We start from the raw sequence: 24,161 nt of genomic DNA, 5'->3' as shown, positions 1-24,161 counted from the left end.
TCATGCGCCGGTCCAGCGCGGTGGTCGGTGCTCGGCGAATGCACGCGGGCCTTCGCGCGCATCGGCGCTCGCCATGACGCGGCGCCCTGCCGCATCGGCCTCGGCACGCAGCACTTCATCGTGCAGGTCGAGGGCGCGACGCGCGAGCGCCAGGCTGGCGCGCAGGGCCAGCGGCGCATTGGCCGCCGCCAGCGCCGCGACATGCATCGCTTCGGGCAGCAGGCGTTCGGGCGCGACCACACGGTTGACCAGGCCGAGACGCAGCGCCTCAGCGGCATCGATCGATTCGCCGGTGGCGATCATCTCCAGTGCCGCGCCGCGAGGGATGCTGCGCGGCAGCCGCCACACACCGCCTGCGGTGGCGGCGAGGCCGCGCTTCACCTCGGGCAGGGCGAACAGTGCGTTGGACGACGCGATAGCGAAGTCGCAGGCCAACACGAGCTCGAAGCCGCCGGCAACCGCCGCGCCGTTCACTGCCGCAATCCACAGCTTCTCGCGCGGGGCATGCACGAAGCCAGCGAAGCCGCCTTCGGACGTGGAGCGCCCGCCGGGCGCGGAACCGCTCGCGAGTTCCTTGAGATCGGCGCCAGCACAGAAGGCTATTTCACCGGCGCCGGTCAGGATCGCGACGTGCACGGCCGGATCGCGTTCGACCGCGGCAACGATTCCGGCAAGCGCCAGCGCGGCCTCCGCATTGATCGCGTTGCGCGCCTGAGGCCGGTTGATCGTGACGATCGCGAGGCCGTCCTGGTCCTCGCGCAGCACGACGCTCATTTCACAGCTCCACCCGCGCGCAGGCGAGCGATCTCTTCCTCCGCGTAGCCGGCTTCGCGCAGCACCTCATCGGTGTGTTCGCCGATACGGGGCGCATGGCGCGGAAAGGTCTTGTCCGCGCCTGCCACCTCGAAGGGGCTGCTGACTGTCAGGCCGGTGCCCGGGATGCCTTCGCCCGGCACCAGCGCGCCGCACAGGCGCATCTGCTCGTCGCCCAGCACATCTGCGCTGCGCGCGACCACGCCGACCGTGAGGCCTTCGGCGCCGAAGCGGTCCGTCCAGTCGGCGCTGTCCCGCTCCCCCAAGACCTCGTCCAGCAGCGCAGCGAGCGCCGGTGCGTTCTCGCGTCGCGCTGGCATTGCGGCGAAGCGCGGATCCTGCGCGAGCGCGGGGCGCTCGATCGCGCGCAAGAAGGCCTCCCAGTCGCGTTCCTCCGTGACGAGGCTGAGGATGAACCAACGCCCGTCGCGGCAGCGATAGAAGTTGGTGAGCGCGTTGCGCGGCTGGCTGCGCGGCTGTCGGTACACCAACCGTCCACCGACCAGCATGCCCTGGATCGCCATCGCGTTGGCCCATGCCCCATTCGCCAGCAGCGAAGTGCTCACCATGCCGCCCCTGCCCGTGCGCTCGCGGGCGTACAGGCCGGTAACGATGGCCGCGAACAGCGTGACCGCGGTGGGCTGATCGCCCAGGCCGTTGGCGGGGTTGGCGGGCGGGCCTTCAGGGTCGGGACGGGTCAGGTCGGCCAGCCCGCTGCGCGCCCAGTAGGTGGTGGCGTCGAAGCCGGGCTTGCCGGACTCGGGGCCGGTTTCCCCGTAGCCCGTGAGCGATGCATACACCAGGCGCGGATTGAGTTGGCGCATCGTCTCCCAGGCAAGACCCAGACGGGCGCGCACCGGCAGCGGGTAGTTGGTGATCAGCACATCAGCCTCGCACACGAGGCGGTGCAGAACCGCCTGGCCCTCCGATTTCTTGAGATCCAGCGCGATGCCTCTCCGGCTACGTGCGCCCTGCATCCAGAGATAGTTGTGATCGGAATAAGCAAGGTTGGGATTGAGGACCGTCTTGCGAAAGCCATCGCCTTCGGGCACCTCGATCTTGATCACGTCAGCGCCGAAGTCCGCGAGGATCGTCGCCGCCGCCGGCCCGGCGATGTAGCTGGCGACGTCGAGGACCCGGAGGCCGTTGAACACGCTCATTGCGCGGTGCCCGCCGGCCGCTCCGAGATCGGCACGCCGTCGTTCATCAGGTCGCAGTACTCCGTCATCCCCAGCACGGTCCGCCCTTCGCAGGTGAACTCCGTCATACTTTCCGTGATCCGCGTGTAGGTCTTGAAGTCGTTGACCCCCACGCGCCGGTGCCGCAGCGGCACGGTGGTCAGGATGCGCCCCTTCATCACATAGGTCTGGCGCTCGGTCGTCACCCACGCGGTGAGCCCCTGTGGAATCCACGCCGCGTCGTACTCGGTCTCGATGCGGCCGTCGATCACCGGCTCGTGCACGCCATCGCGAAGCACATTGCCGCTGACGCGGTTGGGGCCCCCCTCCGGGCGTCCCTTGATCGACAGCAGGATCCCGAAGTCACGCGAGAAGGTGACGGGCAGCCACTTGTACCAAAAGAAGCTGTGCCAGTGCCGAGGCCCCCAGGACTTGTCGCGATAGCCGGTCCCGCCCACGAGATCATGCTTCACGCCATCCACGGTGATGTGTCCGTTGACCGCCATGTTCTGCTCGGTATGCCCGCGATACACCGCGTGCTCGGGATCGAGTTCGATGGGCCGGCCCTGCAGGTCGACGATCTCGCCACCATGCATCGGCGACACGCCCTCGAAGTCCAGCGCGATCGAGGCCGGCCGCTTCGGGTAGCGCTTGAAGGCCGCGCTCGGGTCCATCATGGCCAGCGGATCGTCCATCAAAAGCAAGTCACCCTCGTAGCGCACGCCATGCCGCTTGAAAGGCTCGATCACCTCGAACGCCATACCGGCCGCGGCCATCCGCTCATTGCCGGTGATGGCGGGGCGGCCGAACATGAAGCCCACGCGGCCGTCAGGCAAGTACACGCAGCAGGTCATCTCCGCATGGCCCTCGTTGGGCCGGTTGCCGACGCGAACCCATGCGCCGATGCGGCGCGCGGAATCGAAGGCATTGAAATACATGCTCTCGTTGTAGTTGCCCACCGGCTCGGGCGGGTGGGTGTATTCGTCGCGTGGGTCCAGCTTGAGCCGGGTGTCGGGCGGCATGTACATGACGGGGAATCCTTTCAATGGTTCGCCAGCTCGAGGCGGGCGATCTGGTTGCGATGCACTTCGTCGGGGCCGTCGGCAATGCGCAGGCCGCGCGCCTGCGCATAGGAGCGCGCGAGGATGAAGTCCTGCGACAGGCCTGCCGCGCCATGGGCCTGGATGGCCCAGTCGATCACCTGGCAGGCCATGGAAGGCGCCGCGACCTTGATCATCGCGATCTCCTTGCGTGCGCCCTTGATGCCCACCGTGTCCATCTTCCAGGCGGCATGCAGGGTCAGCAGGCGGGTCTGGTCGATCAGCACGCGCGCCTGTGCGATGCGTTCCATGGTCACGGTCTGGTTCGCGATTGGCCGGCCGAAAGCGACGCGCTCCTTCGAGCGCGCGCACATCAACTCCAGGCAACGCTCGGCGCGGCCCACCAGGCGCATGCAGTGGTGGATGCGCCCGGGGCCGAGCCGGCCCTGCGCGATCTCGAAGCCGCGGTCTTCGCCCAGAAGGATGTTCTCCAGCGGCACGCGCACGTTGTCGTACACCACTTCGGAGTGGCCGTGCGGCGCATCGTCCCAACCGAAGACCTGCAGGTTGCGCACGATGCGCACGCCCGGCGTCTCGCGCGGAATCAGCAGCATGGATTGCTGGCGATGCTTGTCCTCGCTCGCCGCATTGGTCTTGCCCATGAAGATGATGAGCTCGCAGCGTGGATCGGCGATGCCGGAGGTCCACCACTTGCGGCCGTTGACCACGTAGTGATCGCCGTCGCGCCGGATCTCGGCCTCGATATTGGTGGCGTCGGAGGACGCGACCGCGGGCTCGGTCATCGAGAAGCAGGAACGGATGCGGCCCTCCAGCAGCGGCGCAAGCCAGCGCGCCTTCTGCGCCTCGGTGCCGTAGCGCGCCAGGATCTCCATGTTGCCGCTGTCCGGCGCCGAACAGTTGAACACTTCGGGCCCGATCGGGGAGCGCCCCATCAGTTCGGCCAGCGGTGCGTAGTCCTGATTGTTCAGGCCGGCGCCATGCTCGCTGTCCGGCAGGAACAGGTTCCACAGGCCCTGCGACTTCGCTTTGGCTTTCAGTTTCTCGATGACGGGCGGCACCTGGGCATGCCCCGAGGGCTGCGCCTGCGACTGCTCGTGCACGATGCGCTCGGCCGGGTAGACGTGCGCATCCATGAAGGCGGAAAGCCGCTCGCGCAGCTCGACGGTACGGGGGCTGTGTTCAAAGTCCATCGCGTGTGAAGAAGTGGGGCCGCAGTCCGGGACGCGGCCAGTCGAGGGCGGCAAGCCGGCCGGTGGAGGACAGCGTGACGTACGCGGTCTTCATGTCGCCCCCGCCGAAGCAGAGGTTGGTGGTGAAGCGGTCCGGCAGCGGCACATGCTCGACCGCGCTGCCATCGGGCGCGATGACGGTGATGCCGCCGTTGAAGAGCGTGGCCACGCAGATGCGACCGTCCTCCTCCATCGCCAGCGAGTCGAAGAGCTGGTAGCCCGGCAGGCCCGCGACCAGCGTGCCGCCGTGCGGTGCCAGCGAGTCCGGCGCGCGCGCGATGCGCCCAGGGCCGATCACGTCGAAGGCCCACAGCCGCCCAGGCGCAGTCTCCGCCACGTACAGCCGCTTGCCGTCCGGCGACAGGCCCACGCCATTGGGCGTGTTCATGGGAAAGATGACCTCCCGGCATTCGCTGCCGTCGGGCCGCGCCCAGCAGATCGCGCCATGGTCCATGTCGCGCTGGCGGCGCTTGCCCAGATCGCTGAACCAGAAGCCGCCGTCGGCGCCGAAGACGAGGTCGTTGGGGCCCTTGAGCGGCGCCTTGTCGCTGTGGGTGTAAAGGACCTCGACCCGGCCGGTGCGCAGGTCCACGCGCTGGATGCGGCCGCCGGCATACTCGGATGGCTGCAAGCCAGGCGTCTGCGTCCCATCCGCATGGCGATGCCATTCGAAGCCGCCGCCGTCGCACACGTAGCAGGCGCCGTCCGGGCCGATGGCTGCGCCGTTCGGGCCGCCGCCAGTCTTCGCCACCACTTCTCGGCGGCCGTCGGCGAACACGCGTGTCAGGCGCCCCGCCTGGATCTCCACCACCAGGAGCGAGCCATCCGCGAGCACCACGGGGCCCTCGGGGAAGTCCAGGTTCTCTGCAACGATCTTCATCTTCGATTCCTCGTTTGGCGCATCTACAGGCCCAGGTATGCGGCGCGCACATCCGGATGCGCAGCCAGTTCGCGGGCGCTGCCGCTCATCACCACCTCGCCGTTCTGGAGCACGTAGGCGCGATCGGCGGCGGCCAGCGCCATCTCGGCGTTCTGCTCGGCCAGCAGCACCGAGACGCCGGTCGAGCGGATGTGGCGGATGAAGGCGGCGATCTCCCGCACGATCAGCGGCGCGAGCCCCAGCGTGGGTTCATCCAGCATCAGCACGCGCGGCTGTGCCATCAGCGCGCGGCCGATCGCCAGCATCTGCTGCTCGCCACCGGACAGCGTGCCCGCCATTTGCAGCCGACGCTCGCGCAGACGCGGGAACCAGCGATACAAGCTCTCGCGCCGTTCTCGCCGCGCAGCCGGATCGCGGCCCAGATCGCCCAGGTCCAGGTTTTCCTCGACCGACAGGTCCGGAAACACCCGCCGGCCCTCGGGCGACAGCGCCAGGCCGGCGGTGATGCGCTCGCGCGTGGGCAGCGTGTCGATGCGCTTGCCGGTGATCGCGACCGCGCCGGCAGCGTGCGGAACCAAGCCCAGCAGCGCATTGAGCAGCGACGACTTGCCCGCGCCATTGGCGCCGACCAGTGCCACGACCTCGCGTGCACCGAGCGTCAGGTTCACGCCGACGAGCGCCCGCGTCTCGCCATAGCGCACATCGAGGCCTTCGACTTGCAGCAGCGGTGCCGTCATGCAGCCAGCTCCTCGCACGACGCGGGTGTGCTGCCCAGGTAGGCCGACACCACATCCGGCATGCGCGTCACCGCGCCCGGCGCGCCGTCGGCGATCTTCACGCCATGGTGCAGCACCACCACCCGGTCGACGAACGACATCAGCATCTTCAGGTTGTGGTCGACCACGATCAGCGTCATGCCCTTGTCGCGCAGGCCACGCAGCACCTGGGCCAGACGCGTCGCCTCGACCTGGTTGAGGCCGGCGGCTGGCTCGTCGAGCAGCAGGAGTTCAGGCTGCGTGGCCAGAGCCATGGCCACACCCAGGAGCTTCTGTTCGCCGTAGGGCAGGCTGCCCGCCACGTCATCTCGGCGCGCCAGCAGGCCGACTTCGGCCAGGCAGCCCAGCGCATGCGCGGTGCGCTGCCGCTCGCGCGCACGCCAGCGCGGCGCGCGCAACAGCGAGCCCCAGAACCCGCCCGGCCGGTGCAGGTGGCTGGCGATTGCCATGTTGGCAGCAACCCTCTGCCCGGCGCAAAGCGCGGTCTGCTGGAAGCTGCGCACCACGCCCAGCCGCGCGACACGATGGGCCGGTTGCCCCACGATGTCCCGCCCGCGCACGCGGATCGCACCGGCGCTCACCGGCAGGAAGCCCGACAGCATGCTCAAGAGCGTGGTCTTGCCGGCGCCATTGGGCCCGATGAGGCCCACGATCTCGCCGGCCCGCACGTCGAACGACACATCCTGCACCGCCTTGAGTCCCTTGAAATGACGACTCACGCCCGCGACTTCGAGCACCATGCCTTCACGATGCGGCCGGGCTGCAAGAGGCGCGGGCTGCGATGCATCGAATTCGCGCGCGGCGCGCGCGACGCGCCATCGCGGGAAAGCGGGCCGAGTGACCAACCAGCCCACCAGCCCACCTGGCAGCAGGCGCACCGCGAGGAGCAGGATGAGTGCGAAGGCTGCGAAGTTGAGATCACCGAGAAAGCGCAGCCCCTCGGGGATGATCGCGAACAGCGCCCCGCCCAGCACGGGCCCCACCAGGGTCGCCTTGCCGCCAAGGATCACGCCCAGGATGCCGGTGGCCGAGTAGCTCACGCCGAGCAGCGAGGGCGAAAGCACGAACACCTTCGGAATGAGAAGCGCCCCGGCCAATGCAGCGAGCCCACCCGACAGCGCGACGTTCAGCACGCGCGAGCGCACGGTCGCGATGCCCAGCGACTCGGCGAGCGCCGGCGCTTCGCGGATCGCAGTCCAGCCGCGTCCGGTTGCGCTGTCGCGGAGGTTGCGCAAAACCACGAAGGCGATGGCGAGCGCCGCCGCCACCGCGAACAGGTAGCCCTGCTGCGCATTCCAGCCCACGCCCTGCACTAAGGGCAGCGGCGGTGCCGTCACCATCAGCCCCATGGGACCGCGCGTGAGGTCCACCCAGTTGACCACCAGCAGCACGAGGATCTCGGCCACCACGAGCGTCGCGATGGCGAAGTAGGCACCGCTCAGGCGCGCGGACACGATACCCACCAAGCCTCCGAGCAGCAGGCCGGGCAGGATGCCCAGCGGCACCGCAAGCCAGTAGTTCCACCCGAGTTTCGTGACCAGGATGCCGACGGTGTACGCACCCAGCCCGAGGAAGGCCGCATGCCCGAAGCTCACGTAGCCCAACTGGCCAAAGGTGACCGACACGCCGAGCACGAAGATCGCGAGGACGGCGGCATAGGCGGCGACGTCCAGCAGATAGGGAGAGCGGATCACGCTCGCCAGCAGCGCCGCCGCGGCGATACCGATCAGCATGTCGCGCACGGTGCGGATCATCGCGCCACCCCTGCGAGACCCTGCGGCCGCACCAGCAGCACCACCAGCATCAGCGAATACACCGTGGCCGCGGCCAAGCCCTCTTCCATCACGAGCCCCAGCATGGCCTCGAGCACGCCCACGGCAAGTGCGCACAGCACGGCGCCGCCCGCACTTCCCAGCCCGCCCAGCACCACGATCACGAAGGCCTTTATCAGCACCGCCTGCCCCAGCATCGGCGAGTAGGAGGTGATCGGCGCCAGCAGCGCACCGCCGAGACCGCCGACCACCGCGGCCAGCAGGAAGGCGCGGGTGCCGACCGACTTGACATCGATGCCCACCACGCGCGCGGCATGCTCGCTCTGCGCGAGCGCACGCATCTCCACGCCGAAGCGTGTGCGGCGCGCGAGCAGGCCCAACAGCACCAGCGCAGCGATGCTCGCCACGATGACGAACAGGCGCTGCGCACTGAGTCCCACGCCGGCGAGCTCGATACGACCCTGCAGTCCGTCGACGCGCGCCGGTGCCGGCCCCCACACCGACAGCACGGCCTGGTTGAACAGCACGCCGACCGCGAAAGTGGTGAGCAGGATGTCGGTACGCCCGTCCGCACGCCGCAGCAGCGGCGACACCGCGAGCGCATCGAATATCCAGCCGACGACGGCGCCCACCAGCATGGCGAGCGGCAGCGCAGCGAGATAGGGCAGGCCCAGCAGCTTGTTCGCCAGCACCACCGTGAGCGCGCCCAGCATCACCACTTCGCCGTGGCCGAAGTTGATGATGTGCAGCACGCCGAAGGCGAGCGTGAGCCCCAGCGCGATCAGCGCATAGCCGAAGCCGATGGAAAGTCCGTTGAGCAGTTGCTGAAGCAGCGCGTCAGTCATGGCTTCGGCGTCGCTTTCGTCAATCGCCGGTCGCAATCTTTCCGTCCTTGACCTCCAGCACGACCCATTTGTCGGAGGTCGCCTGATTGCCCGGGAAGCGCACCTTGCCGCGCGGCGAGTCCCAGGTGCCCTCGCGCAGGGTGACGGCCAGCTTGGCGGTGTCGGTCACGGTGCCGGCCGAGCGGATCGCCTGCCCGAGGACCCACATGCTCTCGAAGCCGAGGAAGTCCACCTTGCCGGGCATCGCCTTGTACTTGGCCTGGTAGGCGGCGACGAATTTTTGGTTGGTTTCGGTGTTCATCGTCGGCGCCCAGATGTCCAGCGTGAACGCACCCTCTGCCGCCGCCCCGGCCACCTGCAGTAGCGCGGGCGTCACCGAGCCGGGCAGGATGCAGCGTTTCGCTTTGACGCCCGCCTCGACCAGCGTGCGCAGCAGGCTGCCGCCCTGCTCCGGCGCCGAGAAGGCCATGCACACCACGTCGGGGCTGGCCGCCTTCACGCGCGCGGCGATCGTGCTGAAGTCGGTCTGCTTCAGGATGTCGTACAGCTCGGTGGCGACGACCGCATTGCCGAAGCTGCCCTTCATGCTCGCGATGATCGAGCGGCCGTAGTCGCCGTTCTCCACCACCACCGCCATGCGCTGCGGCTTCACCTTGTCCTTGAGGTACCGGTTGAAGACCTCGCCATCGGTGGACACCAGCGGATTGAAGCGAAATGCACGGTCGTAGTCGGTGACCTGCGGTGCCTTCGTGACGGCGGCGAGAAACACCGCGCCGCTCTGCTGCGCGACCTGCGTCACGCCGAGCGACACCGCCGTGTTGATCGCGCCGACGATCACCGGCACCTTGTCTTCGCTTAGGAGCTTGCGCGCCGCGGCCACGGCATCGGCGGGCTGGTAGTTGTCGTCGTACACCACCAGCTTGAGTGGGCGGCCGTCCAGCGCGCCGCCGTTGGCATTGATCATCTCGGCGGCAATCTCCGCGCCGTTACGGCCCTGCTGGCCGAGCATGGTCTTGATCGGATAGAGCACGCCGATCTTGATCTCCTGCGCGAACGCGGGCGCGCTCGCGAGCAGACCGGCGACAAGGCCCGCGCCAACGAGGCCGCGCACGGCGGGAGAAAAAATTCTGCGCATAATGCTTGTCTCCGTAATGGTTCTACCATTAAAGTATCGGATCAATGGCGACCGCATCGGGGAAAGTACGGAGAGCGGCTGCTAGTGCGGCACACGAAGCCAAGCCTTGCCCACCGTGGATCGGCCTTCCAGCGCGGCCAGGGCCGCGCATGCGTCGTCGAAGGCAAACGATGGCCCGGGCATGGGGCGGATACGGCCTTCCGCATGCCACGCATAGACCTCTTGCGTGAGCTGCGCCGCCAGCGCGAGGTCGCGCTTGCGCACCTCACCCCACAGCACACCCACCGCACTGGCGTTGTGAAGCAGCAGCCGATTGGCCGGCAGCTGTGTGAGCGCGCCGGCCGCAAAACCGATGACGAGGTAGCGCGCGCCGAAGGCGAGGCAGCGCAGGCTCTGCGCGCCGACCTCGCCACCCACCGGGTCGTAGATCACATCAGCGCTGCCGGGGGCGATCTTGCGGAAGGCATCGACCCACCCGGGATCGCCATAGTCCAGCGCGGCATCCGCGCCCGCGTCGAGACAGGCTTGCGCCTTCCGCGCCCCGCCCGCGGTAGCGATCACACGCGCACCCATCAGCTTGCCGAGTTGCAGAGCGGCGCTGCCGACACCGCCCGCGGCGGCATGCACGAGCAGCGTCTGGCCTTCTTGCAGGCGCCCCGCCACGCGCAACGCAAACAGCGAGGTGGGATAGTTGCTGCGCAATGCAAGTGCTTCCCCCGGGTCGATGTCCTGAGGGATCGCGATCGCCTCGCTGCGCGGCACCAGCGCGTACTGCGCGAAGCCGCCCTGCCTGGAAGAACTCGCCACGCGCGTGCCCACCGGCAGTTCGCCACCTTCTCCCGCCACGATGGTGCCCAGCACCTCGGAACCGGGCGTGAAGGGCAGCGGCGGCTTGATCTGGTACTTGCCGCGCACGATCAACGTATCGCCGAACGCAAGGCCGGCGGCCTCGACCCGCACCAGGTATTGGTCGGGGCCGGGCTGGGGCACCTTGACGTCGCGCAGATGCATCTGGCCACCCTCGCTGATTTCCTCGACGCGCCACGCGCGCATCGATGGAGGCAGGTTGCTCGTCATCGGGTCTCCTTTGTCGCCGCCCAGCCGGCTTCGGCAGTTGCTTGAACGCGCGCGGCAACGGCGGCCGCGCGGCTGTTGGCGGCGTTGCCGTCCAGCGCGCGACGGGCCACGCCCTGCTGGATGGCAGCAAGACGGAACATGTTGAACGCGAGGTGGTAGTGCCAGTGCGCGATGTGCGTATCGGCGCGGCCGCTTGCGCGGCAGTAGTCAGCCACATGCTGCGCTTCGGTCGGAATGCCTTCCGGCAAAGCGCCGAGCCCGGCCAGCGTGCGATGGGTTCCGAGCTGCAGCCGCCAGGCGAGGCAGTGGTAGGCGAAGTCCACCTGCGGATCTCCCAGTGTGGAGAGTTCCCAGTCGAGCACGGCGACGATGCGCGGCTCGCTCGAGTGAAACACAAGGTTGTCGAGCCGGAAGTCACCGTGCACGAGCGACGTGCTTTCCTGCGGCGGCACATGCGCCGGCAACCATTCGATCAGCCGCTCCATCGCCTCGATGCGGTCGGTCTCGCTCGCGCGGTACTGGCGAGTCCAGCGCTCGATCTGACGCTCGACATAGCGGCCTTCGCGGCCAAAGTCGGCCAGACCGCGCGCACGCCAGTCCACCGCATGGAGCGCGGCCATCACGCCGGCCATCTCGGCGTAGTGCGCGCGGCGCTGGGCGGGAGCCATGCCTGGCAGGGTCTGGTCGGTGAGGATGCGCCCTTCCACAAAGTCCATCAGGTAGAAGGTGCTGCCCAGTACAGCCGGGTCTTCGCACAGCACGCGCGCAGGCGGCACCGGCACGTTCGATTTTTCGAGCGCGCGCAGCACGCGGAACTCGCGCTCCACCGCATGGGCCGAAGGAAGCAGCACGCCGGGCGGCTTGCGCCGAAGCACGAGCCGCCGTGCGCCCGCATCGACGATGAAGGTGGGATTGGACTGTCCGCCTTCGACCTGCCGCACCCGCAGCGCGCCGTCGAAGCCAGCGATTTCGCGCCGGATGAACGCATCGAGCGCGCTCGCCGCAGTCGCATTGAACCCATTCGCCGTGATTGGAGGGGTGGATGAATCGTTCACTTTGTCGTTTAATCTATGGTTGAACCAATGATTGAACGATCGTATAGCAGCTACATCCATCACACAAGGAGACACCGCCATGAACTTCACCCGACGCCAGACGCTCGCAGCCGCACTCGGCTCGCTAGGTACGGGCGTCCTGCCGCTTGCGCAGGCGCAGTCGCAGCCCTTCCCCTCGCAGGTGATCAAGTTCGTGATTCCCACGCCGGCCGGCGGGGGCCACGACACCATGATGCGACTCATCGGCCAGAAGCTGACCGAGGCCTGGGGCCAGCCCTGCATCGTCGAAACCAAGTCCGGCGCAAGCGGCGCCATCGCCGCGGCCACGGTGTCGCAGGCGCCGGCCGATGGATATACCGTGCTGATCGGCTACAGCGCACTCCTCAGCAATACGGTGCTGATGCAGAAGCCGGGCTATCGGATGGAGGACCTGCAACCAGTGGGCATGCTGGCGCTCACCCCAATCGCGATCGGCATCCGCGAAAGCTTGCCCGCCTCTACCCTCAAGCAGTACGTGGCGCTCGCCAAGACGCGCCCCGGCAAGCTCTCTTATGGCTCCTATGGCCAGGGCTCGGGCGGCCACTTTGTCGGCGAACTGTTCAACATGGCCGCCGACATCGACACCGTGCACGTGCCGTACAAGGGAGAGACGCCGGCACTGCAGGATTTGCTGGGCGGCCAGATCGATGCGGCGGTGGTATCGGTCGGCGGCGTGAATCGCTACCCCGGCAAGATCAAGCCGCTGGCCGTCGCCAGCGCTACGCGCTTTCCCGCGTACCCCGACGTGCCGACCTTCGCCGAACTGGGCTATCCGGAAGTCGACATGCCCGGCTGGGCCGCCGCCTTCGTGCCAGCGAAGACGCCCAAGGCCATCGTCGCCAAGCTGACCGCGGAGATGGGCCGTATTCTCGTGATGCCGGATGTGCGCGCCAAGCTGCTGGAGCTGGGCTTCGAGCCGACGCCATGGAGCGCCGACCAGACCCAGCGCTTCATGAAGGACCAGCTTGCACTCACGCAGAAGCTGGTGGACGCGGGGCGCGTAAAGCTCTAGCCGAGCAAAAGCCGCTGCGACTCTGGTTGCAGCGGTTCGATCGCGGTATCTGCGTCCTTAGCAGTTGACGAGCAGGCGCGCGCACAACCTTTCGCGTGCCTGGCGATCAAGACCGAGGGGGCCTTCCAGATAGGCGTTCATCGAGCCCCAGCGACTGTCGATCTCGTCGAATGCGCATTGCATGTATTCGGCGCGCACCGCGGCCAGCAGCGCCCAGTCGCTCGAGGCGCCGTGCATGCGCCAACGTCCGTTGCTCGCCATGAAGTCATCGAGCACGGCTTCGCGCGGCACTCCGAGCGCGAGCAGCAACAGCGCCGCCGCCCAACCGGTACGGTCCTTTCCAGCAGTGCAGTGAACAACCAATGGGAGGGGCGTTGCCTCGTCGGCAACCAGCCGCAGGAGCGAGGCGAAGACAGGCACGTGCTCGTGCGCGAAGCGGCGATAGACCTCGAACATGATGGCAGTCAGCGCGGAAGTGTCGGCCTGGCCGGCCTCGCGCAGTTGGCGCAGCGCGCCCATCGCGCGCGGCTCGATCGGCAGATGCACCTCCTGGATCCCTGACTGCACCAGGCGCGACGGCGTGTGCTTCCGCTCGTCCGTGCCGCGCAGGTCAACCACCGAGCGGAATCCAATGGCACGCAGCGCGATCAGATCGTCGTCGGGTATCGCGCCGAAATGGCTCGAACGCCAGAGCCGCCCCGGCGCGATCAGATGACCCGACGCCGTGCCGATGCCCCCCAGGTCGCGCAGGTTCGGCACGCTCGCCACGACGGGCGCTGCATGCGATGACATGTTCATCGCGCCGCAATGACGGCCCGCATCAGGCACCCAGGACAGCACGCCCGTTGGCAAGCACCTGCACGCCGCGCTCCTTCACGCTCGCACGGAAGGCGACCTCCTCCGAGCCCATGCGCCAGCAATCCAGCACCAGCGTTTCGCCGGGATAGACCGGCGAAGTCAACCGCGCGCGGATCGATTTCATGCGCGACGCATCGTGCTCGCAGAACCGGGTCAGGATGCCACGACACGCATTCCCGTAGGTCGCGAGGCCGTGCAGGATCGGCCGCGGAAAGCCAGCCTTTGCGGCCACCGCGCGGTCGATGTGCAGCGGGTTGATGTCGCCGGAGAGCCGGTACAGCACCGCCGCGTCCGCGCGGGTCTGCAGTTCGATGGTCAGATCAGGTGCGGAATCCGGCGTTGCAGCCGCAGCGGCCGGGGGTTCGTCACCGCGGCCGCTCTTCGAGAAGCCGCCGTCGCCACGCAGGAAGAGCACCATCTCGACCGTGGCAACCAGCCGGCCACTGGCCTCGTCGCTGAGGGTCTTCTCCACATGCATCGTCGCGCCCTTGCCCTCGCCTTTGTCGACGATGCGGGTGACGCAGCTTTCGCCGATCAGCGTGCCGGAGGCCGGCAAGGACGAATGGATCGTCACGCCCTGCTCGCCGTGCACCAGCTTCAGGTAGTCAATGCCCAGATCCTTGCGATCACGCATCCAGAAGCCGGCCGAGGCCAGTACCGCGGCCATGGTCGGCACGGCCTGGAGTTCCTTCTCGTAGACGAAACGGAGTTCCTCCACGGCCAGCGGGTCCGCCGCGAAGCCGACGCCCAAGGCATAGAGGATGGTGTCGCGCTCGGTATAGCTCTGGCGTACAGGGCCGGAGCGCCAGGCCTTGGTCTTCTCGTAGTCGATCATGGGTTCAATCCTTGTTCGGCCAGCGGAACTGCGCCGGCTCCTTGGCGGCGAAGCGGCGGATGGCTTCGCGAAAGTACGCGCTGGACGAGGCGATCACCTGCGAGGAAGCCTCCATGTCCAGAATGGTGTCCAGATCGCTCTGCAGCGTCGCGGCCAGCGCGCGCTTGGAGAGGCTGAAGGCAGTAGGGGACGCGTCGGCCAGGCTGCGAGCAAGTTGCATTGCACGCGGCATCAGAGCCTCCGGTGCGAGAGCCTCGAGCGCCAGGTTCATGCGCAGCGCCTCTTCGGCGCCGAACTCGCGCGCCGAGTAGATCAGGTCCTTGGCTCGCTGCAATCCCACCACGCGTGGCAACTGGTACCAGGCGCCCACATCCGGCACCAGGCCGATGCGATGGAAAACCATCGCTAACCGCGCCCGCGTGCTCACCAGCACGATGTCGGCATAGAGCGCCATGCTGAGCCCCGCTCCGAATGCGACGCCGTCGATCGCGGCAATCAGCGGCTTGTCCAGCGCCGCCAACGCGCGCGCCAGTTCGGCATAGCGAGCCATGCCCGCGCGGCGCTGCTCGAGGGTGCGCGAGCCCCCATCGGCCATGCCCTTGACGTCGCCGCCCGCGCAGAAATCGCCGCCTGCACCGGTCAGCACGACCGCGCGGATGTCATCGTCGACACGCAACGCGCGCAGGGCAGCAACGAGCGCGTCAGTGGTGGGGATGTCGATGGCGTTCTTTGCCGACGGCCGGTTCAGCGTGAGGACGGCCACGCCGTCCGCGCGCTCCAGAAGGACGTTGTCGCCCGCCATGTCAGAGACTGATGTGGAAGCCGCCGTTGACGCCCAGATGCTGGCCCGTGATATAGCTCGAGCCATCCGACAGCAGATAGCAGACGCTCTTCACCACCTCGCCCGGCGTGGACCAGCGGCCCAGCGGAATCTGGGCGAGCATCTGGTCGCGGAACTTCTCGCCGCGCACCACTTCCGTCATCGGTGTCTCCACCACGCCGAAGCAGATTGAGTTGGTGCGGATGTTGTAGCGGCCCCATTCGCGCGCCGCCGTCATCGTCATGCCCAGCATGCCGGCCTTGGCCGCCGCGTAATTGATCTGGCCGATCGAGCCCTTGCGGCCGGCGTCGGACGAGATGTTGACGATCGAGCCGCCGGTCTTGTCGCCGATCTTGGCCCGCTCGACCATGTGCCGGCCTGCGGCACGCATCCAGTAGAAGGAGCCGGTGAGGTGCACGTCGATCACCTCCTGCCATTGCTGGTCGGTCATCTTGTCGATCATGGCCGGGCGGATGATGCCGGCGTTGTTGACAAGGCCATGCACCGCCCCGAACTTCGCGACCGCATCGGCCACGGCGCGGTCGGCCACGGCCGGATCGGCCACGCTGCCCTGCACCGCGAGCACGCGCGCCTGGGGCAGCGGCGAGACCGCGGCGTCCAGCGTCTGGCCATTGAGATCGACGGCTACCACGTTGGCCCCCAGGTCAATGGCCAGTTCCACGATGCCCTTACCGATGCCCTGGCCGGCGCCGGTGACGACGATGGTGCGCCCTTGCAGGCTGACGATGGGATCCACTTTGATGCTCCTTGTTGATTGTCCGATGGTTGAACCAATGATATCCTACTTGTGAACAGTGACTGGAGCAAACACATGACCATCAAACGCAAGGCCTGCATCGCAGGCGCCTACGAACACCCGACGCGCAAGGCCCCCGACAAGACAGTGGCACAGTTGCACGCAGAATGTGCCCGCGGCGCGCTGGCCGATGCCGGCCTCACCCTGCAGGACGTGGACGGCTACTTCTGCGCCGGCGACGCGCCCGGCCTGGGTGCCAACAGCATGGCCGACTACCTGGGCCTGACCCGGCTGCGCCACGTCGACAGCACCGACACCGGCGGATCGGCCTACCTGATCCACGTGTCGCACGCAGCGCAGGCCATTGCCACCGGAAAGTGCGATGTCGCGCTGGTGACTCTTGCGGGCCGCCCGCGCAGCGAAGGATCGATCGGCGTCGCGCCGCGACTGGTCACGGCCGACACGCCGGACGTGCCCTGGGAGATGCCGTACAACCCCGTCACCGTGAACATGTACGCGCTGGCCGCAGCCCGCCACATGCACGAGTACGGCACCACCAGCGAACAGCTCGCCTGGATCAAGGTAGCGGCCGCGGCCCACGCGCAGCACAACCCGAATGCGATGCTGCGTGAGCCGGTGACCGTGGAGGAGGTGCTGGCCTCGCCCCTGATCTCCGACCCGCTGCACAAGCTGGACTGCTGCGTGGTGAGCGACGGCGGTGGCGCGCTGGTCGTGGTGCGGCCCGAGATCGCTGCGCGTCTGAAACGCCCGGTGATCAATGTGCTCGGCGCAGGCGAGACCATCAAGGGCCAGCTCGGCGGTCAGGTCGACCTGACCTGGTCCGGCGCGGCGATCTCCGGTCCCATCGCGTTCAAGGAGGCGGGCGTGAGTCCGAGCGACATCCAGTACGCATCGATCTACGACAGTTTCACCATCACGGTGCTGATGCAGCTGGAGGACCTGGGCTTCTGCAAGAAGGGCGAAGGCGGCCGTTTCGTGGCCGATGGGAATCTGATCTCGGGCGTCGGCAAGCTTCCCTTCAACACCGATGGCGGCGGCCTGTGCAACAACCATCCGGCCAACCGAGGCGGCATCACGAAGGTGATCGAGGCCGTGCGCCAGCTGCGCGGAGAAGCGCACCCGAAGGTCCAGGTGCCCGACTGCACCCTGGCCCTGGCCCAGGGCACCGGTGGCCTGCTCGGCTCTCGCCACGGCAGCGCAACCCTGATCATGGAAAGGCAATAAGCGATGACCACTCCCTTCACCGACCGGGCGCTGGCGGCTCCGCATGTCGACGCCGCCACCAGGCATTTCTGGACACAAGCCAAGGAAGGCCTGCTGTGCACGCGGCACTGCACCAGTTGCGGCAAGGTCCATTGGTACCCGCGCGTCCTCTGCCCCTTCTGCATGGGCGAGACCGAGTGGTGCAGCCTCTCGGGTCGAGGCACGATCTACAGCGTGAGCGTCACGCGCCGCGGCGGCCCCATCCCTTACGCGATCGCCTATGTCACCCTCGACGAGGGCATCACGATGCTGACCAACATCGTCGACTGCGATCTCGATGATCTGAAGATCGGCCAACGCGTCGAGGTCACGTTCAAGCCCGCCGAGGGCGGCGCGATGGTCCCGATGTTCAGGCGTGCCTGAGTGGACATGGAAACGCTCGACTTCTCGGTGGAGAACGCGGTCGGCTGGGTTCGCCTAGCCCGACCCGAGATCCACAATCCGCTGGACGTTGCGCTGCGCGCCGACCTGATGGCGGTGCTGGAGCAGGTACGCAATGACCCGGCGGTGCGTGCGCTCGTCCTTACCGGTGGCGCGGGCGCCTTCTGCGCCGGTGGAAACCTCCACGCACTGCAGGAACATGCGGATGCGGGCCCCGCCTACTGGCAGCGGCGAATCAACGCCGGTCTTCGGCTCACCGACGACCTGTTGAATGTGGGCTGCCCCGTGATCGCCGCCATCGACGGTCCGGCCATCGGCGCGGGCTTCGCGCTGGCGCTGTGCGCGGACATGATCATCGCCAGCCCGCGCGCCAAGTTCGCCATGGCCCATTTGCGGCTGGGTTTGGTGCCGGACCTCGGCGCGCTCTACCTGCTGCCACGCGTGGTCGGGTTGCAGCGCGCGAAGGAACTGGTGTTCTCCACCCGCGACGTCGGCGTCGAGGAAGCCCGCGAATTCGGGATCGTGATGGAAGTGCACGCGAGCGAAGCGCTCGAAACGCGTGCGCGAGAGATGGCCGAGCGCATGGCCCAGGCTGCGCCGACCGCGGTGGCACTGTCCAAGGCGATGCTGAATGCCTCGCTCGACGGCGACCGGCAGAGCGCCTTCGCACTCGAAGCGGCGAGCCAAGCCGCCGCCTTCGCGGCGCCAGAACCGGCTGCGCAGATCGAGGCCATTCTCGGGAAGCAACGCCCCGCCTTCGGCGGCCTGAAGTCCGCGCGGGGCTGACGCCCGTCAGCCGAAATGAAACGAGAAGAAGGCCTCGGCCTTCTTCGCTGCGCGTTGTGCACGCTCAGCGGCCGGCAATGCAGCGTCGGCAACAACCGGTGTCTCCAGCTCGATCTCGGCATCCGGCGGCAAAGCCGCCACCAACCCCTGCAGATCCAGCCCGCCGTCTCCCAGGTACATGCGGCCCGACATCGCCTCGTCGAACAGGGTTGTCGCTGGCGCACGCACCGCAGGCGCATCGCACAGTTGCGTGAGATAGATGCATTCAGGGTCGAGCGCACGCACATCGGCCACGCCCGCGCCCGAACGCGCCAGATGGAGCGAGTCGATCAACAGGCCCACATTGCGGCCGCCGCTGTCGGCGATCACGCGCTGCGTATCAGCGATCGTCTTGAGCGTGCTCATGGGCATGAACTCGAGCGCGATGCGCACGCCGGCATCGGCGGCAGTGCGCGCGTAGTCGCGCAGCAACTCGCCGACACGCGCCAGGTCGGGCTCGAAGCATCCCTGCGAGATCAGCGGCGCGCCGAGGCGGCGTGCGGCTTCCACGTTCGAGAGCAGGTGCGACAGGTTGGTTTTCTCCGAGATGTAGTAGCCGGAGATGCTGGAGACGCGGACCGACAACGCCTCGGCCTGCGCGCGTAGCTGCTCGAAGCCATCTCCGTCTGCACCGGGTCCCGGCCACGGGTCGCCGGGATTGCGCCCACTGATGCGCAGTCCCGCCGCGCCGAAGCTGGCTTCGGCAGCCGCGGCGAGAACATCCAGCGGCGCCGCTTGCGCACCGAGCGAGAGAAAGCCGAACGTGAGCGCGCGGACTTCCCGGCAGCGGCGATTGCTGCTCATGCCGGCAGCACCTCAGCGGCCTGCAGCTCGCGCAGGCGCTGCACCAGCGTCGCATCGGTCTCGATGCAGTCGTGGAAGCCGGCGCGCCGGATCTTCGCCGTCGCCAGCACGATGTCGTGCGCCTGGCGCAGCATGTAGTCCATCCATCGCCAGTCGACGATCTGGCCGATGTCGATCGTCCGCAGACGGTGACGCTGCGCGATGCGACCCCACACGGCTTGCTGCGCCGGCATCAGGTCCGCAAGCGGAAGCGTCTTCGGCTCGCCGCAAGGCATGGCGAGCGCTTCGGCAATCACCGGCCAGGTCTGTCGCCAGCGCGCCGGATCTCCGTTGGTGACATTGAAAGCCTCGTCCTCCGCCGCGGGCGCATCCGCGGCCCACGCTGCGGCGGCGCCGATCTGGCGCGCGTCCGCGATCTGGTGCAACGCCTCGTAGGCACGCGCGCTTCCGGGGAAGCGCAGCGGCATGCCCAGTTCCTTGCAGACAGCGGCATAGAGGCCGATGCCGAGCACCAGGTTCATCGGGTTGCCGATGGCGTAACCGGAGACGAAGGGAGGAATCAGGTTGACCCAGCGCCAGCGTGCGCCGCGGCCGGCCTCGCGCAGCCAGTCCTCCTGGTCGTAGTAGAAGTTTGGCGGCAGTTGTCTCGGATCGCTCTCGCGACAGGGCGTGGGGCTCGCGCCCCACTGGATGCCGTAGAACTTCGCGCCCGTGACCAGCACCACCTTGCGCAGCGCCGGCGAGGCCCGCTGCACCGCCTCCACCACGTTGCGCAGCATCGCAAGATTGGGTGCGACTTCCGCCGCGCGGCTGGGCGCCGGCCGGAAGGCTGCGTGGAATACGTGCGTGATCCCCGTATGCGGCGCGACAGCCCGCGCGCAGGCGGCCGCATCCATGAGGTCCATGGCCATGCCTTCGGTTCCGGACAAGCCGCCGCCGCCCGAACGGCTCGCGCACAAGACGCGCCAGCCCCCGCCCACCAGTCGCTCGGCAATGCCGCGCCCCACGATGCCGCTGGCGCCGGCGATCAGCGCCGTCTTCTTCTGTTGCATGCGGAACCCTCAGCTGCTGAGCGTGATGCCAAGTCGCTTGATGAGATCGCCCCATGTCTGACTGTCGCTCAGCGCGAGCTTGCGGAAGGCATCGCCGTGCACCTGCGACGGCACGCCTCCGCCGCGCCGCACGGCCTCCTGGAACGCAGGATCAGCCTGCATGTCCGCCACAGCCTTCAGAAGTTTCGACGTCACCGGCGCAGGCATGTTGGCCGGGCCCACCATGCCGAAGAGCTGATCCGGGATCCGCGCCTGCAGACCGGACTCCTGAAGGTTAGGGACGTTCGGCAAGGCAGGATCGCGGCCCTCGCCCGTCACCGCCAGCGCCTTGATGCGCCCGGCCTGGATCAGCGGAAGCGAGGTGGCGAGCGACGCGATCGTATATTGCACTTCACCGGCCATCATGGCGGTGTCGGTCTCGTTGCCCGTCTTGAAGGGCACATGCACTGCCTTGATGCCCGCGGCCGCGTTGAACTGCTCCACCGCCAGATGGATGCTGTTGCCCACACCGCTCGAGCCGAAGTTGAGCGTGCCGGGTTTGGCCTTGGCCAGTGCAATGAAGTCCTGCAGCGTGTCCACGCCCAGCTTGGGCGACACCGTCAGCACCTGGCGCGAAGTCTGGATCAGGCCCAGGTAGGTGAACGACTTCTCGACGTCGTAGCCGGGGTTCTTGATGAGATGCGGTGCGGAGGTTAGCGATGTGGTCGTGCCCATTCCAATCGTGTAGCCGTCGGCATGTGCACGGGCCACCGCCGCCATACCGATGGTTCCCGAGCCGCCAATCTTTTGATCCACGACCACCGTCTGTCCCAGGCGCCGGCCAAGATCGGCCGCGATCAGGCGCGCCAGGATGTCAACGGCACCGCCGAAGGGCGTGATCAGCGTAATGGGGCGCTCTGGCCAGGTCCCTTGCGCGAGCAGGCGGCCGGGAAAGGCGCCAAGGGCGGCAGCACCCGCCGCGATCTGAAACAGGGCGGCGCGACGGCTGGGGCGCGGAGCGGGCATGACAGGACTCCTGAAGTGATCAATTGGCCAAAATCATAATGGACAGACCAATGGACATTGTTAGGCATTACCCCGAATCGCGACGACGTTTTCCCCTTTCCATCACTTGGTTAACTATTATAATGGTCTAACCAATATGCCAATTATTCAACTTTTACGGAGCTCCCATGCTCACCCCTGAAGACAACGAAACGCTCGTGCGCGTCGGCCCGGGCACCGCCATGGGCAGCCTGATGCGGCTGTTCTGGATTCCCTTCCTTCCGACAAGCGATCTGCCGGCCGGCGGCATGCCCCAACGGGTGCGCCTGCTCGGTGAGGACCTGATCGCGTTCCGCGACAGCGAAGGCAAGCTAGGCCTCGTGGACCATGCCTGTCCGCACCGTGGTGCGCCGCTGGTCTTCGGCCGCAACGAGGATTGCGGCTTGCGTTGCGTCTATCACGGCTGGAAGTTCGGCACCGACGGCCACGTGCAGGACCTGCCGGCCGAGTTGCCAGAGAGCCGCCTGAAGGACAAGGTCCGGCTCAAGGCCTACGCCTGCCAGGAACGAAACGGCATCGCCTGGGCCTACATGGGCCCGCAACAGGACAACCCGCCGCCGCTGCCGGAGATGGAATGGAACCTGGTGCCCGCCGAGCGCGTGCATGTGAGCTTCCGCGTGCAGGAATGCAACTGGCTCCAGGCGGTTGAAGGCGAGATCGACTCCGCCCACGCGCCGATCCTGCATGGGCGCATCGACGCGCAGGGTGCGATCAGCGACTGGATCGCGAAGCGTGACCTGCGCCCGACTTTCCAGTGCCAACGTCAGCCCTTCGGCATGAGCATCGCCTCCCGCCGCAAGCTGGACGAAGAGACCAGCTATTGGCGAGTGAACCAGTTCCTCCTGCCCTTCTGGACGCTGGTGCCGCCGCAATCGCAATACCCTGAACTGTCAGGTCACGCCTGGGTGCCGATCGACGACTACAACTCGCTGTGCATCATGTTCTCCTATCACCCCTCGGAGAAGCTCTACGACAAGTCGCGCGCACTGTTCGAGAAAGGTCATGCGGGGCGCGAGACCGGCCATGCCAGCAACGACTCCTTCGCGCCGCGGCCGGCCACGGAGCCCTTCGCCAAATACTGGACCAAGTACAACCGCCAGAACGGCTACCTTTTCAACTACGACGCTCAGACCAAGACCTGGTTTTCCGGCCTGCCCGGACTGTGGGTTCAGGACGCGGCATGCCAGTCGGGCGTTGCCGCCATCTACGACCGCAGCAAGGAAAACCTCGGCATCAGCGACACGGGCGTCGCGATGACGCGGCGCCTTTTGCTGGACACCGTGCGCAACCTGCAGGGCAACGGCACCCAACCGCAGGGCGTCAATGACCCGGCGACCTTCATGGTGCGCGCGGCGTCGCTCACACTGCCCGCCGGCGTGCAGTGGCAGGACCACGCCGAGCACATGACGGCACGCCTGGATGCGGGCTTCGGCTACACCCCGTGAACGGACCGCAACTGCTGCTGCGCCAGCTTCGCCGCGAGGCGGAAGGGATCGTTTCATATGAGTTCGTCTCCGCCGACGGTGCGCCGCTGCCGCCCTTCACGGCCGGCGCGCACATCGACCTGCAATTGCCAGGTGGCTTGCAGCGCAGCTATTCGCTGGTGAACGATCCGGCAGAACGGCACCGCTATGTGGTCGCGGTGGACCGTGCCGCCGACAGCCGCGGCGGATCAGCCTGGTTGCACAGCATGCCGCGCCCTGGCGACCATCTCTCGAGCAGCACGCCCGTCAACAACTTCCCACTGCATGAAGGCGCGCCACTTTCGATCTTCATCGCGGGCGGGATCGGCATCACGCCCTTCATGACGATGGCCGCCCGGCTGAACTCGCTTGGCCACGCCTGGCGGCTGCATTACGCAGTGCGTTCGCGGCATCGAGCGGCCTACGTCCAGGAACTGAACGCGCTGGACCGCAGCGGCAACGCGGTGAAGCTGCACTGCACCGGCGAAGACTTGGAGCGACCGGACATCGCCGCCATCGCGCGCGAGGCGGCGGCCGGATCGCATCTGTACTGCTGCGGGCCAAGCGGCATGCTGGATGCCTTCATCAATGCCTGCAGCGGCCTCGCGCCGCAGCGCGTCCATTTGGAGCGCTTCAGTGCCACCCAGGAGGCGGCCACTGCCGGCGGCTACGAGGTGCAGTTGGCCCGCAGCGGCAAGACGCTCAGCGTGGAAGTCGGAAGGACGCTGTTGGACACGCTCCTCGATGCCGGCGTGCCTGTCCAATACGCCTGCTCCCAGGGCGTCTGCGGCACCTGCCGCACGCCGGTGCTGGAAGGCACGCCCGATCACCGCGACGACTACCTCACCCAGGAGGAAAAGGCGACCAACCAGACGATGATGGTTTGCTGCTCGGGCAGCCTCACGTCGCAACTGGTGCTCGACATTTGAGCGCATCGATCCTGAGCTGAGAGCAATTGGCATCTATCGTCGTACGAAACTGAAATCTTCCCTGAGCGACCGCCAGCTTGGCCGAGGTGGACGACATCCCGGCAGGCACCTTCCGCGAATCCGGTACCGAGGTGGCAACTGTCCTCCTGAAGATGGACGCCTGCAACTTCCCGTGGCACCCGCCGATCTCGCCGAAGAAGAAGTCGACGAATCGGAAGATCTCGCGGAAGCGCCACG

24 protein-coding genes are annotated in these 24,161 nt (G+C 67.5%); 6 read left to right on the top strand and 18 right to left on the bottom strand.

Annotated features, from left to right (window positions below):
* The 11 genes from AC1DMA_RS08075 to AC1DMA_RS08025 all read right to left on the bottom strand — a co-directional run bounded on the left by AC1DMA_RS08075 (nt 1) and on the right by AC1DMA_RS08025 (nt 11,821).
* Nucleotides 1-774, bottom strand: coding sequence for an enoyl-CoA hydratase-related protein (locus AC1DMA_RS08075; RefSeq protein ID WP_478124603.1), 774 nt, complete (start codon nt 772-774; stop codon nt 1-3).
* Nucleotides 771-1,973: a CaiB/BaiF CoA transferase family protein gene (locus tag AC1DMA_RS08070; protein WP_478143855.1), complete on the bottom strand. Its 1,203-nt coding sequence runs from the start codon at nt 1,971-1,973 to the stop codon at nt 771-773. The genes AC1DMA_RS08075 and AC1DMA_RS08070 overlap by 4 nt, the downstream gene beginning before the upstream one ends.
* Nucleotides 1,970-3,019: a DUF7064 domain-containing protein gene (locus tag AC1DMA_RS08065; RefSeq protein ID WP_478143854.1), complete on the bottom strand. Its 1,050-nt coding sequence runs from the start codon at nt 3,017-3,019 to the stop codon at nt 1,970-1,972. The genes AC1DMA_RS08070 and AC1DMA_RS08065 overlap by 4 nt, the downstream gene beginning before the upstream one ends.
* A 14-nt stretch (nt 3,020-3,033) precedes the next feature.
* Nucleotides 3,034-4,242, bottom strand: coding sequence for an acyl-CoA dehydrogenase family protein (locus AC1DMA_RS08060; RefSeq protein ID WP_478143853.1), 1,209 nt, complete (start codon nt 4,240-4,242; stop codon nt 3,034-3,036).
* Nucleotides 4,232-5,161 carry an SMP-30/gluconolactonase/LRE family protein gene (locus AC1DMA_RS08055; RefSeq protein ID WP_478143852.1) on the bottom strand — a complete coding sequence of 310 codons (930 nt, stop codon included), beginning with the start codon at nt 5,159-5,161 and terminating at the stop codon, nt 4,232-4,234. The genes AC1DMA_RS08060 and AC1DMA_RS08055 overlap by 11 nt, the downstream gene beginning before the upstream one ends.
* A 23-nt stretch (nt 5,162-5,184) precedes the next feature.
* Nucleotides 5,185-5,898 (bottom strand): ABC transporter ATP-binding protein, encoded by a 714-nt coding sequence (locus tag AC1DMA_RS08050; protein WP_478143851.1) that lies wholly within the window; start codon nt 5,896-5,898, stop codon nt 5,185-5,187.
* Complete coding sequence (locus tag AC1DMA_RS08045) at nt 5,895-7,691, bottom strand: branched-chain amino acid ABC transporter ATP-binding protein/permease (protein WP_478143850.1); 1,797 nt, start codon at nt 7,689-7,691, stop codon at nt 5,895-5,897. Before AC1DMA_RS08045 ends, AC1DMA_RS08050 begins: the two co-directional genes overlap by 4 nt.
* Entirely contained in the window at nt 7,688-8,590 is a 903-nt protein-coding gene (locus AC1DMA_RS08040) for a branched-chain amino acid ABC transporter permease (RefSeq protein ID WP_478143849.1), read from the bottom strand. The genes AC1DMA_RS08045 and AC1DMA_RS08040 overlap by 4 nt, the downstream gene beginning before the upstream one ends.
* On the bottom strand, nt 8,574-9,665 hold the full coding sequence (locus AC1DMA_RS08035) for an ABC transporter substrate-binding protein (RefSeq protein WP_478143848.1): 1,092 nt from the start codon (nt 9,663-9,665) through the stop codon (nt 8,574-8,576). The genes AC1DMA_RS08040 and AC1DMA_RS08035 overlap by 17 nt, the downstream gene beginning before the upstream one ends.
* Before the next feature lie 105 nt (nt 9,666-9,770).
* Complete coding sequence (locus AC1DMA_RS08030) at nt 9,771-10,766, bottom strand: NADPH:quinone oxidoreductase family protein (protein WP_478143847.1); 996 nt, start codon at nt 10,764-10,766, stop codon at nt 9,771-9,773.
* Nucleotides 10,763-11,821, bottom strand: a complete 1,059-nt coding sequence (locus AC1DMA_RS08025; RefSeq protein WP_478143846.1) for a phosphotransferase — start codon at nt 11,819-11,821, stop codon at nt 10,763-10,765. The genes AC1DMA_RS08030 and AC1DMA_RS08025 overlap by 4 nt, the downstream gene beginning before the upstream one ends.
* A gap of 79 nt (nt 11,822-11,900) precedes the next feature.
* Here AC1DMA_RS08025 and AC1DMA_RS08020 point away from each other — a divergent pair, with 79 nt between their 5' ends.
* A complete protein-coding gene (locus tag AC1DMA_RS08020) occupies nt 11,901-12,872 on the top strand; it encodes a Bug family tripartite tricarboxylate transporter substrate binding protein (protein ID WP_478143845.1) in 972 nt (323 codons plus the stop codon).
* Nucleotides 12,873-12,929: 57 nt separating this feature from the next.
* Here the strand turns inward: AC1DMA_RS08020 and AC1DMA_RS08015 are convergent, their stop codons facing one another.
* Genes AC1DMA_RS08015 through AC1DMA_RS08000 form a run of 4 tightly spaced genes read right to left on the bottom strand, consistent with a single transcriptional unit; the run spans nt 12,930 to nt 16,142 of the window.
* A complete protein-coding gene (locus AC1DMA_RS08015) occupies nt 12,930-13,664 on the bottom strand; it encodes a tyrosine-protein phosphatase (RefSeq protein WP_478143844.1) in 735 nt (244 codons plus the stop codon).
* Nucleotides 13,665-13,692: 28 nt separating this feature from the next.
* On the bottom strand, nt 13,693-14,565 hold the full coding sequence (locus AC1DMA_RS08010; RefSeq protein ID WP_478143843.1) for a MaoC/PaaZ C-terminal domain-containing protein: 873 nt from the start codon (nt 14,563-14,565) through the stop codon (nt 13,693-13,695).
* Nucleotides 14,566-14,569: 4 nt separating this feature from the next.
* Nucleotides 14,570-15,367: an enoyl-CoA hydratase/isomerase family protein gene (locus AC1DMA_RS08005; protein WP_478143842.1), complete on the bottom strand. Its 798-nt coding sequence runs from the start codon at nt 15,365-15,367 to the stop codon at nt 14,570-14,572.
* A gap of 1 nt (nt 15,368) precedes the next feature.
* Entirely contained in the window at nt 15,369-16,142 is a 774-nt protein-coding gene (locus AC1DMA_RS08000; protein ID WP_478124588.1) for an SDR family NAD(P)-dependent oxidoreductase, read from the bottom strand.
* Between the two features lie 75 nt (nt 16,143-16,217).
* On the opposite strand from AC1DMA_RS08000, the gene AC1DMA_RS07995 reads away from it, so the two are divergent.
* From AC1DMA_RS07995 to AC1DMA_RS07985, 3 genes are read left to right on the top strand one after another with little or no spacing between them, the layout of a single operon-like run.
* Nucleotides 16,218-17,387, top strand: a complete 1,170-nt coding sequence (locus tag AC1DMA_RS07995) for a thiolase domain-containing protein (protein WP_478124587.1) — start codon at nt 16,218-16,220, stop codon at nt 17,385-17,387.
* A gap of 3 nt (nt 17,388-17,390) precedes the next feature.
* Entirely contained in the window at nt 17,391-17,789 is a 399-nt protein-coding gene (locus AC1DMA_RS07990) for a Zn-ribbon domain-containing OB-fold protein (RefSeq protein ID WP_478143841.1), read from the top strand.
* A 6-nt stretch (nt 17,790-17,795) separates the two neighbouring features.
* On the top strand, nt 17,796-18,593 hold the full coding sequence (locus AC1DMA_RS07985) for an enoyl-CoA hydratase/isomerase family protein (protein WP_478143840.1): 798 nt from the start codon (nt 17,796-17,798) through the stop codon (nt 18,591-18,593).
* A 6-nt stretch (nt 18,594-18,599) separates the two neighbouring features.
* On the opposite strand, the gene AC1DMA_RS07980 is transcribed toward AC1DMA_RS07985, so the two are convergent.
* The 3 genes from AC1DMA_RS07980 to AC1DMA_RS07970 are packed head-to-tail and all read right to left on the bottom strand — an operon-like array spanning nt 18,600 to nt 21,493.
* The gene (locus AC1DMA_RS07980; RefSeq protein ID WP_478143839.1) at nt 18,600-19,436 is read right to left on the bottom strand and encodes a sugar phosphate isomerase/epimerase family protein; all 837 of its coding nucleotides are present in this window, start codon (nt 19,434-19,436) and stop codon (nt 18,600-18,602) included.
* Nucleotides 19,433-20,488: an SDR family oxidoreductase gene (locus AC1DMA_RS07975; protein WP_478143838.1), complete on the bottom strand. Its 1,056-nt coding sequence runs from the start codon at nt 20,486-20,488 to the stop codon at nt 19,433-19,435. The genes AC1DMA_RS07980 and AC1DMA_RS07975 overlap by 4 nt, the downstream gene beginning before the upstream one ends.
* A 9-nt stretch (nt 20,489-20,497) precedes the next feature.
* Complete coding sequence (locus AC1DMA_RS07970) at nt 20,498-21,493, bottom strand: Bug family tripartite tricarboxylate transporter substrate binding protein (RefSeq protein ID WP_478124582.1); 996 nt, start codon at nt 21,491-21,493, stop codon at nt 20,498-20,500.
* Between the two features lie 167 nt (nt 21,494-21,660).
* Here AC1DMA_RS07970 and AC1DMA_RS07965 point away from each other — a divergent pair, with 167 nt between their 5' ends.
* Together AC1DMA_RS07965 and AC1DMA_RS07960 are read left to right on the top strand one after the other, a co-directional pair.
* A complete protein-coding gene (locus AC1DMA_RS07965) occupies nt 21,661-22,977 on the top strand; it encodes a Rieske 2Fe-2S domain-containing protein (protein ID WP_478124581.1) in 1,317 nt (438 codons plus the stop codon).
* Entirely contained in the window at nt 22,974-23,924 is a 951-nt protein-coding gene (locus AC1DMA_RS07960) for a PDR/VanB family oxidoreductase (protein ID WP_478143837.1), read from the top strand. Before AC1DMA_RS07965 ends, AC1DMA_RS07960 begins: the two co-directional genes overlap by 4 nt.
* Nucleotides 23,925-24,161: the final 237 nt, after the last annotated feature.

The sequence above is a fragment of the Variovorax sp. 05N34 genome (assembly GCF_056397405.1).
This window is presented reverse-complemented; position numbering and strand designations above follow the sequence as displayed.